At 48.0% G+C, this 16,576-nt stretch carries 11 protein-coding genes, 16 tRNA genes, 2 rRNA genes and 1 riboswitch; of the genes, 2 read left to right on the top strand and 27 right to left on the bottom strand.

Annotated elements, in window-relative coordinates; genetic code table 11:
- Positions 1-201: 201 nt before the first annotated feature.
- Entirely contained in the window at positions 202-1,647 is a 1,446-nt protein-coding gene (gene katA, locus OQ477_RS10805) for a catalase KatA (RefSeq protein WP_003155420.1), read from the top strand.
- 71 nt (positions 1,648-1,718) lie between these two features.
- Here the strand turns inward: katA and OQ477_RS10810 are convergent, their stop codons facing one another.
- The 6 genes from OQ477_RS10810 to OQ477_RS10835 all read right to left on the bottom strand — a co-directional run bounded on the left by OQ477_RS10810 (position 1,719) and on the right by OQ477_RS10835 (position 7,506).
- Positions 1,719-2,684, bottom strand: a complete 966-nt coding sequence (locus OQ477_RS10810; RefSeq protein WP_082997748.1) for an ABC transporter ATP-binding protein — start codon at positions 2,682-2,684, stop codon at positions 1,719-1,721.
- On the bottom strand, positions 2,677-3,663 hold the full coding sequence (locus tag OQ477_RS10815) for an ABC transporter ATP-binding protein (protein WP_045207022.1): 987 nt from the start codon (positions 3,661-3,663) through the stop codon (positions 2,677-2,679). Before OQ477_RS10815 ends, OQ477_RS10810 begins: the two co-directional genes overlap by 8 nt.
- Complete coding sequence (gene opp4C, locus OQ477_RS10820) at positions 3,660-4,565, bottom strand: oligopeptide ABC transporter permease (protein WP_265972381.1); 906 nt, start codon at positions 4,563-4,565, stop codon at positions 3,660-3,662. Before opp4C ends, OQ477_RS10815 begins: the two co-directional genes overlap by 4 nt.
- Positions 4,566-4,577: 12 nt before the next feature.
- Entirely contained in the window at positions 4,578-5,534 is a 957-nt protein-coding gene (locus OQ477_RS10825) for an ABC transporter permease (protein WP_265972382.1), read from the bottom strand.
- A 68-nt stretch (positions 5,535-5,602) separates the two neighbouring features.
- Positions 5,603-7,324 carry an ABC transporter substrate-binding protein gene (locus OQ477_RS10830; protein ID WP_265972383.1) on the bottom strand — a complete coding sequence of 574 codons (1,722 nt, stop codon included), beginning with the start codon at positions 7,322-7,324 and terminating at the stop codon, positions 5,603-5,605.
- A 2-nt stretch (positions 7,325-7,326) separates the two neighbouring features.
- Positions 7,327-7,506 carry an FbpB family small basic protein gene (locus tag OQ477_RS10835; protein WP_072588920.1) on the bottom strand — a complete coding sequence of 60 codons (180 nt, stop codon included), beginning with the start codon at positions 7,504-7,506 and terminating at the stop codon, positions 7,327-7,329.
- Between the two features lie 259 nt (positions 7,507-7,765).
- Between OQ477_RS10835 and OQ477_RS10840 the strand changes: the two genes are divergently transcribed.
- On the top strand, positions 7,766-9,121 hold the full coding sequence (locus tag OQ477_RS10840) for an FAD-binding oxidoreductase (RefSeq protein WP_265972385.1): 1,356 nt from the start codon (positions 7,766-7,768) through the stop codon (positions 9,119-9,121).
- Between the two features lie 40 nt (positions 9,122-9,161).
- Here the strand turns inward: OQ477_RS10840 and thiC are convergent, their stop codons facing one another.
- The 21 genes from thiC to OQ477_RS10945 all read right to left on the bottom strand — a co-directional run.
- Positions 9,162-10,934: a phosphomethylpyrimidine synthase ThiC gene (gene thiC, locus OQ477_RS10845; RefSeq protein WP_130571243.1), complete on the bottom strand. Its 1,773-nt coding sequence runs from the start codon at positions 10,932-10,934 to the stop codon at positions 9,162-9,164.
- Between the two features lie 121 nt (positions 10,935-11,055).
- A riboswitch (TPP riboswitch) is annotated at positions 11,056-11,166 on the bottom strand.
- A gap of 49 nt (positions 11,167-11,215) precedes the next feature.
- Positions 11,216-11,914 carry a peptidase E gene (locus OQ477_RS10850; RefSeq protein WP_265972387.1) on the bottom strand — a complete coding sequence of 233 codons (699 nt, stop codon included), beginning with the start codon at positions 11,912-11,914 and terminating at the stop codon, positions 11,216-11,218.
- A gap of 85 nt (positions 11,915-11,999) precedes the next feature.
- The gene (locus OQ477_RS10855; RefSeq protein ID WP_265972389.1) at positions 12,000-13,571 is read right to left on the bottom strand and encodes a Na+/H+ antiporter NhaC family protein; all 1,572 of its coding nucleotides are present in this window, start codon (positions 13,569-13,571) and stop codon (positions 12,000-12,002) included.
- Between the two features lie 147 nt (positions 13,572-13,718).
- Positions 13,719-13,800: transfer RNA gene (locus tag OQ477_RS10860), tRNA-Leu, on the bottom strand.
- 245 nt (positions 13,801-14,045) lie between these two features.
- Positions 14,046-14,134: transfer RNA gene (locus tag OQ477_RS10865), tRNA-Leu, on the bottom strand.
- 7 nt (positions 14,135-14,141) lie between these two features.
- A tRNA-Cys gene (locus OQ477_RS10870) sits at positions 14,142-14,212 on the bottom strand.
- A gap of 6 nt (positions 14,213-14,218) precedes the next feature.
- Positions 14,219-14,293 (bottom strand) — tRNA-Gly (locus tag OQ477_RS10875).
- A 52-nt stretch (positions 14,294-14,345) separates the two neighbouring features.
- A tRNA-Gln gene (locus tag OQ477_RS10880) sits at positions 14,346-14,417 on the bottom strand.
- Between the two features lie 9 nt (positions 14,418-14,426).
- Positions 14,427-14,502, bottom strand: a tRNA-His gene (locus OQ477_RS10885).
- Between the two features lie 29 nt (positions 14,503-14,531).
- Positions 14,532-14,605 (bottom strand) — tRNA-Trp (locus tag OQ477_RS10890).
- A 10-nt stretch (positions 14,606-14,615) separates the two neighbouring features.
- Positions 14,616-14,700 (bottom strand) — tRNA-Tyr (locus OQ477_RS10895).
- A gap of 11 nt (positions 14,701-14,711) precedes the next feature.
- A tRNA-Thr gene (locus OQ477_RS10900) sits at positions 14,712-14,784 on the bottom strand.
- 3 nt (positions 14,785-14,787) lie between these two features.
- Positions 14,788-14,863 (bottom strand) — tRNA-Phe (locus OQ477_RS10905).
- Between the two features lie 10 nt (positions 14,864-14,873).
- A tRNA-Asp gene (locus OQ477_RS10910) sits at positions 14,874-14,950 on the bottom strand.
- 7 nt (positions 14,951-14,957) lie between these two features.
- Positions 14,958-15,034, bottom strand: a tRNA-Met gene (locus OQ477_RS10915).
- A gap of 7 nt (positions 15,035-15,041) precedes the next feature.
- Positions 15,042-15,117: transfer RNA gene (locus OQ477_RS10920), tRNA-Val, on the bottom strand.
- A 10-nt stretch (positions 15,118-15,127) separates the two neighbouring features.
- Positions 15,128-15,199 (bottom strand) — tRNA-Glu (locus tag OQ477_RS10925).
- A 36-nt stretch (positions 15,200-15,235) separates the two neighbouring features.
- A tRNA-Ser gene (locus tag OQ477_RS10930) sits at positions 15,236-15,326 on the bottom strand.
- Between the two features lie 5 nt (positions 15,327-15,331).
- Positions 15,332-15,406 (bottom strand) — tRNA-Asn (locus OQ477_RS10935).
- Between the two features lie 9 nt (positions 15,407-15,415).
- Positions 15,416-15,531, bottom strand: a 5S ribosomal RNA gene (gene rrf / locus OQ477_RS10940).
- 101 nt (positions 15,532-15,632) lie between these two features.
- A 23S ribosomal RNA gene (locus tag OQ477_RS10945) occupies positions 15,633-16,576 on the bottom strand; the annotation flags it as partial.

Below are 16,576 nucleotides of genomic sequence, written 5' to 3' on the forward strand. Positions count from 1 at the left end.
GAATAAGAGCCTCTTGTGTCCAAGTCAGCGGTTTCTATTTTTTCTCATCTTAAACCTATTATTCCCGTCAGTCAAGTAGGCTTTCAAAACCAAACTCTTTTTTCGATAATAAAAATAATTATTTTATAATCATTATAAAATAATATTGACTTTTTACTGATAGGTGATATTATGTTTTTATAAATCTAAAGAGGTGATCACATGAGTTCAAATAAATTGACAACCAGCTGGGGCGCTCCTGTCGGAGATAACCAAAACTCAATGACGGCCGGCGATCGCGGTCCTGCTTTAATACAAGACGTCCATCTGCTTGAGAAATTGGCGCACTTTAACAGAGAACGCGTTCCCGAGCGTGTCGTTCACGCAAAAGGCGCGGGCGCACACGGTTATTTTGAAGTCACAAATGACGTTACAAAATATACGAAAGCCGCATTTCTGTCAGAAGTCGGTAAACGCACGCCGCTCTTCATCCGTTTCTCAACCGTTGCGGGCGAACTGGGCTCTAGTGACACAGTGCGCGACCCGCGCGGATTTGCCGTTAAGTTTTATACAGAAGAAGGAAACTACGACATCGTCGGAAACAATACACCCGTGTTCTTCATCCGCGATGCCATCAAGTTCCCTGACTTTATCCATACACAAAAAAGAGATCCGAGAACACATCTGAAAAATCCGACGGCCGTTTGGGATTTCTGGTCTCTGTCGCCGGAATCCCTGCACCAGGTAACCATTCTGATGTCAGACCGGGGCATTCCGGCGACTCTTCGCCATATGCACGGATTCGGAAGCCATACATTTAAATGGACAAATGATAAAGGCGAAGGCGTCTGGATTAAATATCACTTTAAAACAGAGCAAGGCGTGAAAAACCTTGATGTAAATACAGCCGCAAAAATCGCGGGCGAAAATCCCGATTACCATACGGAAGATTTGTTCAATGCGATTGAAAACGGCGATTTCCCCGCATGGAAATTATATGTTCAAATTATGCCGTTAGAAGACGCAAACACATATCGCTTTGATCCATTTGACGTCACAAAAGTATGGTCTCAAAAAGACTATCCGCTCATTGAAGTCGGCCGCATGGTTCTGAACCGCAATCCGGAAAATTACTTTGCGGAAGTAGAACAGGCGACGTTCTCTCCCGGCACATTAGTCCCCGGCGTCGACGTCTCACCTGACAAAATGCTTCAAGGCCGGTTGTTCGCATACCATGACGCGCATCGCTACCGTGTCGGCGCGAACCATCAGGCGCTGCCGATCAACCGTTCCCGCAATGAAGTGAAAAACTATCAGCGTGACGGACAAATGCGTTTTGATGATAACGGCGGCCGCTCCGTCTATTACGAGCCTAACAGCTTCGGCGGCCCGAAAGAGTCACCTGAAGATAAACAGGCGGCATATCCTGTATCAGGTTTCGCTGACAGTGTAAGCTATAATCATCATGATCATTACACACAAGCCGGCGACCTGTACCGCCTGATGAGCGAGGAAGAGCGCGCGCGCCTTGTCGCCAATATCGTCAGTGCGATGAAACCTGTGGAAAAAGAAGAAATTAAGCTGCGCCAGATCGGCCACTTCTACAAGGCTGATCCTGAGTACGGCAGACGCGTTGCCGAAGGACTCGGACTGCCATCACCAAAATAACATCAAAAAACCTGCCGGTCTGCCCGGCAGGTTTTTCCTGTTTATTATCAATAAAACCGTTTTTTTCTCAATTACACGAAGTGGCATGCCGCAAAATGATGAAGCCCTTTTTCTGACAGCGCCGGACTTTTCTCAGCACATATCTTCTTGGCTGCCGGGCATCTCGTTCGGAATTTACAGCCTGAAGGCGGATCAGAGGGGCTCGGTATATCACCCTTTAAAATTATCCGCTCCCTTTTCGCTCCGGGATCAGGAACAGGCACGGCTGATAACAGCGCTTTCGTATAAGGGTGAAGCGGCCGTGAAAAGAGCTCCTCTTTTGACGCGTATTCCACAATCGTCCCTAAATACATAACGGCGACCTTCGTACATAAGTGCTCCACCACGCTTAAATCATGAGAAATGAACAAATATGACAGCCCGTGCTGTTTTTGAAGGCTGCTGAACAAATTGATCATCTGCGCCTGGATGGAGACATCTAACGCCGCCACGGGTTCATCCATAATGATAAATTGCGGCTTGAGCGCCATCGCTCTTGCAATCACGATCCGCTGCCGCTGCCCTCCGGAAAATTCATGCGGATATCGATCGATAAAGTTTGCGGAAAGTCCACAAGCTTCAAGAACTTCCGCCGCTTTATCACGCACGTTCCGCTTCACCGCCAATTGATGCTCGATCATCGCTTCACCGATGGCTTCTCCGATCCGGCGCCGGGGATTTAAAGAACTGAACGGATCTTGAAAGATGAGCTGCGCTTCTGATCTGAAAGTTTTGAGCTCGCGCCGGCTCATCCGAAACACATCACGCCCCTGAAAAAACACCTCTCCCTCTGTTTTTTCATGAAGCCTCAAAATAGTTTTGCCGATTGATGACTTTCCGCTGCCCGATTCTCCCGCTAAGCCGAACACTTCTCCCTTTCCTATCGTAAAACTGACACCGTCAACTGCTTTTACGGGATTTTTGCGGGTCTTTCTCATCCCCCCATGCTCCTCGTAATATTTTTTCAGCCCCTTGACCTCCAGCAACACATCACTCATCTGCTTTCTCCTCTCTGTAAAGCCAGCACGCCGCCTGATGCCCCTTCCCGAATTCAGTAAAATGCGGGCTCGATTTCCGGCATATTTCCGTGCTGTGTTCACATCGCTCCGCAAAATAACAAGACGATCCCGACAGGTCCGCAAGCTCGGGGACCTGCCCCGGAATGGTGTACAGCATCTCCCTTCTTTGACCGATAACCGGCTTGGCCGCGAGCAGCCCTTTCGTATACGGATGCTTCGGATCAGAAAACAGCTTTGCAACCGGTCCTTCCTCCACAATTTTTCCCGCATACATGACAATCACATAATCAGCCATTTCAGCAACCACGCCAAGGTCATGAGTAATGAATAAAATAGACGTGCGAAATTGCTTTTTCATATCCCGCAATAAATCCAATATCTGCGCCTGAATGGTTACGTCAAGCGCTGTCGTCGGCTCGTCGGCAATGATCAATTTCGGTTCGCAGCTTAGCGCGACAGCCGTCATGATGCGCTGCAGCATGCCGCCGCTCAGCTCATGAGGATATCGGTGCATAACCTGCTCGGCATGCGGGATCTCCACTAACGTGATCAGTTCAACGGCCTTCCGCCATGCTTCTTTCTTACTCAACAACAAATGTTCGCGAATCGGTTCGGTCAGCTGCTCACCGATTGTAAACACCGGATTCAAAGATGTCATCGGTTCCTGAAATATCATCCCGATTTCGCTGCCGCGGATTTTCTGCATGTCTTTTGGTTTCAATTCCAACAGGTTCCGTCCGGAAAAATGCACCGCTCCCCGTTCGATTCTCCCCGTCTCGGGAAGAAGCTGCATAATGGACAATGACGCCATGCTTTTCCCGCAGCCGGACTCCCCTACAATACAAACCGTTTCCTCCTCATGTATCGTAAAGCTGACATCGTCCACGGCCTTTACCGCCCCCTCCTCTGTATAAAAAGCTGTTTCCAAATGCCTCACTTCTAAAAGCGGTTTTTTCATTTCATTTTCACCTGCCGTTTTACCTTAGGATCAAAAGCGTCTCTTAAACCGTCTCCAAGCAGATGAATCGCCACAACGGTCAGAAAAATGGCCGTTCCCGGCGGAATCCACAGCCACGGGCGGAGTGTAAAATCCATAAAATGATTCGCCGCTTCCATCATGTTTCCCCAAGAAGGTGTCGGCGGAGCAACGCCAAGCCCGAGAAAACTCAGCGCCGATTCACTCAGCATCGCTCCCGCCACATGCAAAGTCGCCGCTACCAGTAATAACGGCAATGTATTGGGAAGCAAATGATAGAGGATTTTCCGTTTATCACTAAGCCCCAAAACTTCCGCGGCCATCATAAACGGCTGCTCCTTCAGCGACAAAATCTGTCCGCGTACAAGCCGCGCCAAACCGGGCCATCCGATCAGGCTTAACATCATCATAATCAGGTACATTCTGTATTCAGAAGGCACTTTCCACTCCGACATCACCGCAGCCAAAATCAAAAGCAGCGGCAGGCCCGGGATGGACATGAGCATATCAGCGATGCGCATAATGATCATATCAGCGGCTCCCCGATAAAATCCGGCCGCAGCCCCGAGTAAAGAACCGATGACAAGCGACAGCACCATTGAAGCAAGCCCCACAGTCAGAGAAATCTGCCCCGCCAGCATCAGCCTCGTCAGCACATCTCTCCCGTACTGGTCGGTTCCCAGCCAATGATGGATTCCCGGCTGCTGATTGGCATTTGAAATATCCGTCCGATCTGTTATGTACGGAGAAAAAGACGGCCCGATAAAGCACAATAAAAACATAAAACATAAGAAAAGAAGACTGATGACCGTCAGCTTATGCTGCAGCAGGCGGCGGTACGTCTGCTTCCAAAGAGAAGGCGGCAACTCTTTTTGTTTTTTCATTCCAAACACCCCCTATTTCAGCCTGACCCGCGGATCAACCGCGGCATAAGCGATATCCGCCAAGAAGTTCCCCGCAATCGTTAAACAAGACAAAAACAAGGTAAACGCCATCAAAACCGGATAATCACGATAATGCACAGATTCCAGCTGAATACGTCCGACACCCGGCCACCCGAAAATCTGTTCAATAATGATGGCTCCGGAAAACAGTCCCGGCAGTTCAAAAGCAAGCAGGGTGATGGCCGGAATGAGCGCGTTTTTCAACGCATGTTTCCAGATGACGGTGCGCTCTTTCAATCCCTTTGCTCTCGCCGTTCTGATATAATCCTGTCTGATCACGTCCAGCATGCCGGAGCGGAAATACCTTGTCAGCGAGCCGATGCCGAGCATAGATAAAATCACGACCGGAAGAATCATATGTCTGGCGGCTTCAAGCACGTACGAAAAACCTGTACTCGTGCTTCCGGTATCAATCATCCCGCCGACGGGCAATACTTTCAAATCCACCCCAAACCACTTAATAAACAGAAGGCTGATAAAAAAAGACGGGAACGCCATGGAAGCAAAAACAAGAAACGTCACGATCCCGTCAAACCATGAGTATTTCCTGACAGCGGATATGACACCCGTTATCATCGCGGCTGACCATGTGACAAGCAACGCCAAAATCGCGACAAAAAACGAATTCCAGACATATTTCCGAAGCAGTGACAGGACGTTCTCCTGATATTTCAAAGAAAACCCAAAATCTCCGCTGAGCACATTTCCGAGCCACGTCACATAACGCTTCCAAATCGGCTGATCCAGCCCGTAAAGCGCTTTTAACTCCTTCGCTCTTTCCGGAGTCAGATTGACATTGGAATCAATATAGTCGCCCGGCAGCATGGCGAATAAGAAAAAAATAATAAATGACGTACCGAATAAGATCACAAGCATTTGAATGAATCGTTCTGCGGCATACCGTTTCATAAAAAGCCCCTCCTTTCCGCTTAAAGGGCAAAATCCCCAGGATGCACCGGGTATTTTGCCCAACCGTTCTATTGAATTGAGACATTTGAGAGACTTGAACTGATTCCAGAATAATTGTCAGGCTCAAGCCCTTTTATTTTTCCGCTGACCGCCCTTGCGCTCTGACGGTAATGAATCAGAATGTAAGGCGGGTTTTCCCCGAGCTCCCGGTACAGCTGGTGATAAATCTCTTTTCTTTTGCTGATATCAAGCGTGCCGGCTCCTTTCTCTATCAGCCGGTCCGCTTTCGGATTGGAATATCCCGTTACATTATTGGGATGGCCGGAAGCCAGCTTTTCCACCGTGTCATTCGGATCAAGAATCTGCGAGGTGGAAACGGCGGCAAGGTCATATTGTTTGTCATTTATTTTCGCTACTTCCGTATTAAAATCCATCACTTCCGGTTTTAATGCGATTCCGATGTCCGCGTAATTTTCTTTCGCGATCGGGATGAAATCATCATCCGCTTTAGACGTGTAATAGCTGATTTCAAGCTTTTTGCCGTTTTTTTCACGTACACCGTCTTTATCCGTTTTCCAGCCCGCTTCATCGAGAAGCTTTTTGGCTTTTTCAGGGTTAAACGCGTACCGATTGACACCTTTGTCATCATAAGCCCACGAAACCGGAGACACCGGCACATTCGCGACTTCTCCGTAGCGTTTAAAGCGGACATCGACGATTTTTTGACGGTCAAGTCCGTAAATAAGCGCCTGGGACACTTTCTTATCTTGAAAAGGAGGACGCTTGTGATTGACGTACACAAGCCCGTAATCATTCACGACAGATACGCTTATATTGGCAAAACCGAGACTTTGTAAATGCTGAACCGTATCATCATCAGGTGAGAAAGAAGCGTAATCAAGGTCACCCGTTTCAAACAGCTGAAGGGAAGTTGACGGATCGATAATTTTATAAATCAGCTTTTCGGTTTTTGGTTTTCCTGCATAATAGTGTTCATTAGCCTGATAGCGTATTTCCTGTCCCGGAAGGTATTCTGTAAATTGATAAGGTCCCGCTCCGAGCGGTTTGGCATAAAGCTCTTTTAAATAATCCAGTTTGCCGAATTGATAATTCTTTCCGTAGTAGGCTTCTGACAGCACCTGCCCGCCTAAAAGAAGCAGCGACTTCGCACTGACTTTCTCAGTCGTGATTTGAATGGTTCTGTCATCAAGGACGCGAATGCCCTCTATCGTCTTTGCCTTTCCTTCCTTGTAAGCCTTACCGCCTTTAATATAGGCCGTGGTGATATCTTCATAGCCCGCGTATGCAGGATCATGCAGCAGTGTTAAAGTGAATGCGGCATCCTTTGCGGTCAGCGGTGAACCGTCGCTGAAAACGAGATTTTTTCTTAAACGGAACGTGTATGTAAGCTGATCTTTGGAAATTTTCCAGCTTTCCGCAAGAGCCGGGGCAGGCTTCCCCGTTTTATCCAGTTTGACTAACGGTTCAAAAATAGGATCTGTCGCATTTCCGTCCCAGCCGTTTTCATAAAAGTAGGGCAGAAACACGCCGCCCGGCGCGGAAATCCCAGCAACAAAAGTGTCAGTTCTGGCTTTCGATTTAGCGGGAATCGCCGCCGGATGAGAAGCTTTAAACTCCTTTGTCTTGACATGAGCGATACGTGTTTCTTCCTTTTTATCCGCCGCAGATGACGGTTCTTCTCCGGCACTCCCTAACGCGCATCCTGATAACATGATGGATACCGACAGCGCGAGTACCGTTGTTTTTATCCTCCATTTTCTCCCCTTCATCTTTATCGAACCCCCGCATGCTTTTCATCTATCTTTATATAAATCTGCTCCATCTGTTCCTCATTTCTCATAATCTCCCGTTTGTTTTTCTCTACAAGCAGTTCGAAATTCAATGTGCGTTTTCTGTACTTTTTTCGTTTTTTGCTCTTTTTGCGCACATGTGATACCTTTTTCAACGCCACTTTTCATCCCTCCGCTTTTCATTTCATTCAATGACTTTCACGCAAAAAAGGCCCTTATCTGTTTAAAAGATAAGAGCCTTCGGTGATCCGATCAGCCATCGTTTGGAAATATGTAATGATTATGTTAATTCATATAATCCCTACCTGTCAACTATAATTTAAAATATCGTTTCCTTCCGGGGGTTTTCCTCATACACTCTCTCATTTTTCCGCATATGCTAGAAAACATAGCAGATTACAAGTGAAAGTGAGTGAGAATGTGGAAAAGACAACATTAACCGGTCGCATCGTCAAAAAAGATGACCCGGACTATAATGCTGCAAGAACCAATATCAATTTAAGCCTGCAAAGATATCCAGACATCATTGTGTTTTGTCAAAATAAACATGACGCCCTCAATGCGCTGAGATGGGCGCGTGAGAACAATGTGCCTTTCCGTATCAGAGGCGGAAGACACAGCTACGAAAATTTTTCCCTGTTAAATAACGGACTAGTCATTGATCTCAGTGAAATGAAGAAAATAAGAGTAAATGAGGATACGCGGCTGGTCTCGATTGAAGCGGGAGCCGAATTGGGAGAAGTCTACCGGACACTCTGGCGGTACGGCTTGACCCTTCCTGCGGGAACCATTGCGAATGTGGGAATCACGGGGCTGACGCTCGGAGGAGGAATCGGATATTTAACAAGGACAGCCGGACTTACTTGCGATCGTCTCCTCCAGCTCGAAATGATCATAGCGGACGAAAAAGCGGGTGCTGACTTGATCACAGTCAACCGCTCAAAGCACTCTGATCTATTTTGGGCGTCTCAGGGCGGAGGGGGAGGCAACTTCGGCATTGTCACATCCATGATGTTTAAAGCCGTGCCGATCTCGTGCGTGTCTGTTTTTTCTGTCACTTGGGGCTGGGATGATTTTGAGGAAGTATTTAACACATGGCAGCGCTGGGCTCCATTTACAGACAACCGGCTTACCTCATCCATTCAGTTTTGGCCTAAGGAAGTAAACCGCATAGAAGCGCTCGGTCAATTTACCGGGACAAAGGATGAGCTGAAAGAACTGCTGGCTCCGTTAATGAAAGCGGGAAAACCGACAAGCGGCATGGTCAAGACAGTGCCATTTATTAAAGCGGCAGCCTTTTTTAACAGCCCGGGAGGCAATCAGTCGCAAAAGATGAAGCGGTCAGGATCCTTTATTGAAAAACCATTATCTTCACGCGCGATTTCCACTTTAAAGCGCTATTTAGAGCACGCTCCGAACGAAAACGCCAGTGTCTGGCAGCAGTCTCTCGGCGGGGCGGCCGGACGGATCGCTCCGGACCAAACGGCATTCTACTATCGCAACGCAATCATTGCCCAAGAATATATTACAACTTGGACATCTGCTGAAGAAGAAAGACAAAATGTCCGCTGGATCGAAGGACTGAGAACGTCCCTATCAAGAGAAACGATGGGAGATTACGTGAATTGGCCTGATAGAGAAATCAGAAACTGGCTGCAAACGTATTACGGAGAAAATGTTCACCGCCTCCGTCAAGTCAAAACGAAATATGATCCGGAAAATATATTCCGATTTGAGCAGAGCATTCCGCCGCTTCGCCGTTCACCGTTTTTCTAAAAAAGATGAAGATGGGCAAACTCCATCTTCATCTTTTCTTTTATTGATATAAGCGGCTTCCCTTCTCTGCAAACTCTTTTGCTTTTTCTTTCAGCCCTTCATTGACGGCCTCGTCTTCAGTAAGTCCGTTTTCCTTCGCATAATCACGAATATCCTGAGAAATTCTCATACTGCAGAACTTCGGACCGCACATCGAACAGAAGTGAGCCGTTTTTGCGCCTTCAGCCGGCAGCGTTTCATCATGATATTCCATTGCTCTTTCAGGATCAAGCGACAAATGAAATTGATCACGCCACCGGAATTCAAACCGCGCCTTAGACAGAGCATCGTCACGGATCTGTGCACCCGGATGCCCTTTAGCAAGGTCTGCGGCATGTGCCGCGATTTTGTACGTAATGACGCCTTCTCTTACATCATCACGATTCGGCAGCCCCAAATGCTCCTTCGGCGTGACATAGCAAAGCATCGCCGTCCCGTACCAGCCGATCATCGCCGCGCCGATTGCTGAAGTAATGTGGTCATAACCCGGAGCGATATCCGTCGTTAATGGCCCAAGCGTGTAAAAAGGCGCCTCTTTACAAATTTCCAGCTGCTTGTCCATGTTTTCCTTAATTTTATGCATCGGCACATGACCCGGTCCTTCGATCATCACTTGCACATCGTGCTTCCACGCAATCTCCGTCAATTCTCCGAGAGTCTCCAATTCCGCAAACTGCGCTTCATCATTGGCATCCGCAATCGAACCGGGGCGAAGCCCGTCACCAAGTGAAAAAGCGATATCATAGGTCTTCATGATTTCACAAATTTCTTCAAAATGCGTGTACAGAAAGCTTTCCTGATGATGAGCGAGGCACCATTGCGCCATAATCGCCCCGCCGCGGGAAACGATTCCCGTCGTGCGTTTGGCCGTTAACGGGACGTAACGAAGCAGTACCCCGGCATGGATGGTGAAATAATCCACGCCCTGCTCCGCCTGCTCAATCAATGTGTCACGATAAATGTCCCACGTTAAATCCTCGGCAATGCCATTAACTTTTTCAAGCGCCTGATAAATCGGCACCGTCCCCACAGGCACGGGGCAGTTGCGGATAATCCATTCACGCGTCGTATGAATGTCTTTTCCCGTGGATAAGTCCATCATCGTATCGGCGCCCCAGCGAATCGCCCACGTCATTTTTTCGACTTCTTCTTCGATAGAAGATGTAACAGCCGAGTTGCCGATATTGGCATTGATTTTCACATGAAAATTCCGGCCGATAATCATCGGCTCGCTTTCCGGGTGATTGACGTTAGAAGGAATAATCGCCCGTCCGCTCGCCACCTCTTCCCTGACAAATTCGGGAGACACATGCTCGCGTATTGCGATAAACTCCATTTCCGGCGTAATGATGCCTTTTCTCGCATAATGCAATTGTGTTACATTTTTCCCCGGCTTGGCCCGAAGCGGTTTCCGCTGTAGGCCGGGGTATTCGGCAGCATGATCTTCTTTTTTATAACCGTTGTCTTCAGGCTTCACGGTCCGTCCGTTATATTCTTCTACATCGCCGCGCCCGGTAATCCACTTTGTGCGGAGCGCCCCCAGCCCTTTAAGAATATCAATCTGTACATCCGGGTCTGTATACGGCCCGCTCGTATCATAAACACGGACCGGCGCATTCTCCTCTTCCCCGAATGCCCCCGTAGTCGCACTCAGGCTGATTTCCCGCATCGGCACTCGTATATCGGGCGAAGAACCTTCTGCATAAACCTTTTTACTGCCGGAAAAACTCGACATAATGGAAATGTTCGCTTGCTGTACTGATTGATTTTGCATACAAATCTCTCCTTTATCATTTGAATAACAGAACCAAGCTCAGCACCAGCACAAAAAAACCGGGTTCAAAGAAGAACCCGGTTTTGCAGTCAGAAAGAAACTATTATTGTTGTCCTCAACAATAATAAAACCTCTACTTCCCCACGCTGGTACGAACCAGATCAGGTCCAAAGGGTTAAGAAGCCGCCGCTTCTCTCTCAGCCCGCTCAGACGGGCACCCCCAGTAACTATTGATTTCGCTCTCATCGTAACACAAGTTGTGTACAAAAAAAAGCATATTATCAAAATTCAGATAACGGTACAGTCATAAGCTCTGTTTCCCGAACGCCTTCTTCGGTATTAAAAACCCGATAACCCTTTGCGGTTTCCCGGGAAGAGACAGCCCGGAACAGCTGACCGTCTTTATAATGAAGCGCAGCGCCGTCATCAGCGGCATAGCCCTCCCTGAGTTTCTTTTCTGAAATCAGACGGTGATACACCGGCCGGCGCTCCGCTTCTCCGTCATAGTGCGGACAAAAGCTGCCCGGCAAAAATCCTAAAGCTCTTAACTCTCTCAAATCTCCAGCTGAATCCGTCAACCCTTCTTCATACCAGCAAATCGCCCCGGCGCTGAGACCCGCCAACATGATGCCGTTTTCCCAAGCCTCACGAAGAATAAGGTCAAGCCCCCACTCTTTCCATAAGACAAGCATATTGCGCGTATTTCCGCCTCCGACATATATAATATCTTTCTTCATGAGAAAGGATCTGAGATCAGAACCCGGCGGTTTAAACAACGACAAGTGATCCGGCTCACACCGCAGCTTTTGAAAGGCCTGATAAAACCTGCCGATATAATTCTCCGAATCTCCGCTTGCCGTCGGCAAAAAACAAACTTTCGGCGTTGACCGCGCCGACTGCTCTAAAATATACTGATCCAGCACAAGATGATCCGGCTCCATGGAAAACCCTCCGCCGCCCATTGCAATAATCTGCTTCAATGTCATCACCTCTTTTTTCCTCTAGTATAACAGCTCATAAAAAGGCGTTATCCCAATTTCGGATAACGCCTTCAAAAAGTATTTGTTATCTGAAAAATGAAAACGCACCGTATAACACAACGGAGATCCCCGCGGCGATAAGCGCCGGAACAAGCTTCGAACGGGCATACTTCACAACATCGATCCCCAACACCGTACAGGTTGTCACCGTATTATCACTGAGAGGAGAAGCAAACGCTCCAAATGTTCCGCTCGCAAACACGGCCCCGATCGCTAATAATAAGCTGGTATGTGACTGAACCGCCAGCGTTACGCCGAGCGGCATTAAAAGCCCCCAAGTCCCCCAGGATGACCCGATAAAATAGGATATAACAGCCCCCAGTATAAAAAGAGACGGCGCAATAAACATCTGAGGGATCCATGACGTTAAATGAGAAGTAACATATTTCGAGAATCCCAGGTCTTCAGATACTGCTGTTACGGCCCAAATCAGCGATAACATAATAATAACGTTGACCAATTCGTTTCCGCCCTTAATAAAATGGGTAACAAGCTCGCCTGCATGAAAACGCTGAAACATAAAAAGAGCAAATGCTGCAATAACCGCTGCCAATAATGCGGTTAACATGACGCCAAGCATATCGCTTTTGATAAAAGCATTCAAAAACCCTTGTGCTTTTGAATGGCCGTCCCACCAGCTGAGAAAGAGTGTTAATAGCAAAAACAGCCCGATCGGAATGATTAAATTCCACGGCCGAATCGGTGTTTCCTTAATATAAGCACGGTGCGCCGAATCCAGCTCCTCCTGCTGGTCAGCATGCTCATCACTTTCGAACATTCCCGTATGTTCACCGTGAATATCTGAGATCGTCCCTGTTTCCATGTTGAATGAACCTGATCCTTTTGAAAGCAACACACCGCTGTTCCGCGGAATCGGTTCCGTATTTTTGTTATGTTTGCGAGCAGAAGTTTGTCCGCTCTTTTCTGTTTTTTCTAAGCTTTCATCCGCTTTTTGTTTCTTAAAAAAGCAGTAATAAATTCCGACTACTATAATCACAATGGAGAAAAAATTGAAGGGAATACTTTTCACATACACCGTGTAAGCCGGCTGATCTATTCCTGACGTTTTGAGGGCCTGTCCGATAATAGAAACCATGTAGCCGACAAATGCCGTTGCTATCGGAATCAAGGCAATGACAGGGTTTGCCGTAAACTCAATGGCATACGCAATTTTCTGTTTCGACAGGTCCAGACGCTTGCTTAAAGCTTTCATGATCGGTGCAATTGTGACGATGCGAAAGTCCGGTTCACTGAACGTGCCAAATGTCGACAGCCATGCAAGCAGCATCGCACCTTTTTTGGTTTTAACTTTTTTACTGATCAAATGGACGAATCCTTTTATCCCGCCGGTCAGCTTTATAATCCCTACAAGGCCGGCAAATGAATATAGAAACACAATGATTCTAATATTATTGGTGACGACAATGTTGCTGATTACATATTGAACCATATGTTCAATCCCGCCAAGCAAGCTGGGATGCAAAAGATAGCTTCCGACCAGCAAACCGACAAACAGACCGGACTGCACTTGCTTTGTAATGATTGAAATGGGAATGACCAGAATAAATGGGATAAGACAAACCCAAGTCCCTTCCATAAAAAACACCTCTTTCAAAGAACTTGTTGTTAGTATCTTTGAATAAAGCGGATTTATACAATCTGCACGCGTATCATGTTTTCACAAGCTTTGGAGGATATTTTCATACAACAAAAAAGGCTTCTACATATTGTAGAAGCCTTTGTATACCGGTGGCCGGGGTCGAACCGGCACTCCAGAAGGAACACGATTTTGAGTCGTGCGCGTCTGCCAATTCCGCCACACCGGCATGTAATGCGTCGTGTTCAACCGACGTATATAAATATAACATGTATTTCATAAAACGTCAACGGTTTTAGCAAAGTTTTTTAAATGGTAATGCAGTATATACGATACAAGCAAGAAACTTATATTGATAGTCATTACGTTTTTATTATATAAAAAAAGTGATCTGCAATATGCAAATCACTCTCATATATGTTTTATAATATGAAAACTGATGACCAATTTAACATAGTTCGTTCAAAGTTAAATTGGTGCCGAGGGCCGGACTTGAACCGGCACGGTAGTCACCTACCGCAGGATTTTAAGTCCTGTGTGTCTGCCAATTCCACCACCCCGGCAATAGAAAGGCGACACCCGGATTCGAACCGGGGATAAAGGTTTTGCAGACCTCTGCCTTACCACTTGGCTATGCCGCCGTAATTTGGAGCGGAAGACGGGATTCGAACCCGCGACCCCCACCTTGGCAAGGTGATGTTCTACCACTGAACTACTTCCGCAACATGTAAAAGAACTTAATACATCTTATGCTGTTGTTTTAAAAAAATGCAACTGGGCTAGCTGGATTCGAACCAACGCATGACGGAGTCAAAGTCCGTTGCCTTACCGCTTGGCTATAGCCCAATGATAAAATGGGGCGATTGATGGGAATCGAACCCACGAGTGCCAGAGCCACAATCTGGTGCGTTAACCACTTCGCCACAACCGCCATAATCTGAAGATGAATAAATAAAATAGTGGCAGGGGCAGTAGGAATCGAACCCACACCGGAGGTTTTGGAGACCTCTGTTCTACCGTTAAACTATGCCCCTATTTATAAAATGGTGGAGGGGGGCAGATTCGAACTGCCGAACCCTGAGGGAGCGGATTTACAGTCCGCCGCGTTTAGCCACTTCGCTACCCCTCCATCATTTAGAGTGCCGGCCAGAGGACTTGAACCCCCAACCTACTGATTACAAGTCAGTTGCTCTACCAATTGAGCTAGACCGGCAAATGGTGGCTCGGGACGGAATCGAACCGCCGACACACGGATTTTCAGTCCGTTGCTCTACCAACTGAGCTACCGAGCCTTTTTATAAATGGCGGTCCGGACGGGACTCGAACCCGCGACCTCCTGCGTGACAGGCAGGCATTCTAACCAACTGAACTACCGGACCATTTTTTTGGTTGCGGGGGCAGGATTTGAACCTGCGACCTTCGGGTTATGAGCCCGACGAGCTACCGAACTGCTCCACCCCGCGATGATAATGGTGGAGGATGACGGGCTCGAACCGCCGACCCTCTGCTTGTAAGGCAGATGCTCTCCCAGCTGAGCTAATCCTCCATCATATAAGTGACCCGTACGGGATTCGAACCCGTGTTACCGCCGTGAAAGGGCGGTGTCTTAACCGCTTGACCAACGGGCCCTGGTATTTTTTCGTTTGTTATGTATTGATAATTAGTGGCGGAGAGCAAGGGATTCGAACCCTTGAGACGGGGTTACCGCCTACACGATTTCCAATCGTGCTCCTTCGGCCACTCGGACAGCTCTCCATAAATGGCTCCGCAGGTAGGATTCGAACCTACGACCGATCGGTTAACAGCCGATAGCTCTACCACTGAGCTACTGCGGAATGAAGTCTGCCTGGCGATGTCCTACTCTCACAGGGGGAAACCCCCGACTACCATCGGCGCTGAAGAGCTTAACTTCCGTGTTCGGCATGGGAACGGGTGTGACCTCTTCGCCATCATCACCAGACATTTTAGTGACATGTATTATTATACTATGTATTTCAGAAAAAGCAAGAGTTTTTTTAAAAAATTCTCTCAAAACTAGATAACAGTAAGCATACATTCAAATTGGTTAAGTCCTCGATCGATTAGTATCTGTCAGCTCCATGTGTCGCCACACTTCCACCTCAGACCTATCAACCTGATCATCTTTCAGGGATCTTACTTCCTTGCGGAATGGGAAATCTCATCTTGAGGGGGGCTTCATGCTTAGATGCTTTCAGCACTTATCCCGTCCGCACATAGCTACCCAGCGATGCCCTTGGCAGAACAACTGGTACACCAGCGGTGCGTCCATCCCGGTCCTCTCGTACTAAGGACAGCTCCTCTCAAATTTCCTGCGCCCGCGACGGATAGGGACCGAACTGTCTCACGACGTTCTGAACCCAGCTCGCGTACCGCTTTAATGGGCGAACAGCCCAACCCTTGGGACCGACTACAGCCCCAGGATGCGATGAGCCGACATCGAGGTGCCAAACCTCCCCGTCGATGTGGACTCTTGGGGGAGATAAGCCTGTTATCCCCGGGGTAGCTTTTATCCGTTGAGCGATGGCCCTTCCATGCGGAACCACCGGATCACTAAGCCCGACTTTCGTCCCTGCTCGACTTGTAGGTCTCGCAGTCAAGCTCCCTTGTGCCTTTACACTCTGCGAATGATTTCCAACCATTCTGAGGGAACCTTTGGGCGCCTCCGTTACCTTTTAGGAGGCGACCGCCCCAGTCAAACTGCCCACCTGACACTGTCTCCCCGCCCGATAAGGGCGGCGGGTTAGAAGGTCAATACAGCCAGGGTAGTATCCCACCGATGCCTCCACCGAAGCTGGCGCTCCGGTTTCCAAGGCTCCTACCTATCCTGTACAAGCTGTACCAACATTCAATATCAGGCTGCAGTAAAGCTCCACGGGGTCTTTCCGTCCTGTCGCGGGTAACCTGCATCTTCACAGGTACTATAATTTCACCGAGTCTCTCGTTGAGACAGTGCCCAGATCGTTGCGCCTTTCGTGCGGGTCGGA

This window comes from Bacillus sp. ChL18, from assembly GCF_026241425.1.
GTDB lineage: Bacteria > Bacillota > Bacilli > Bacillales > Bacillaceae > Bacillus > Bacillus velezensis.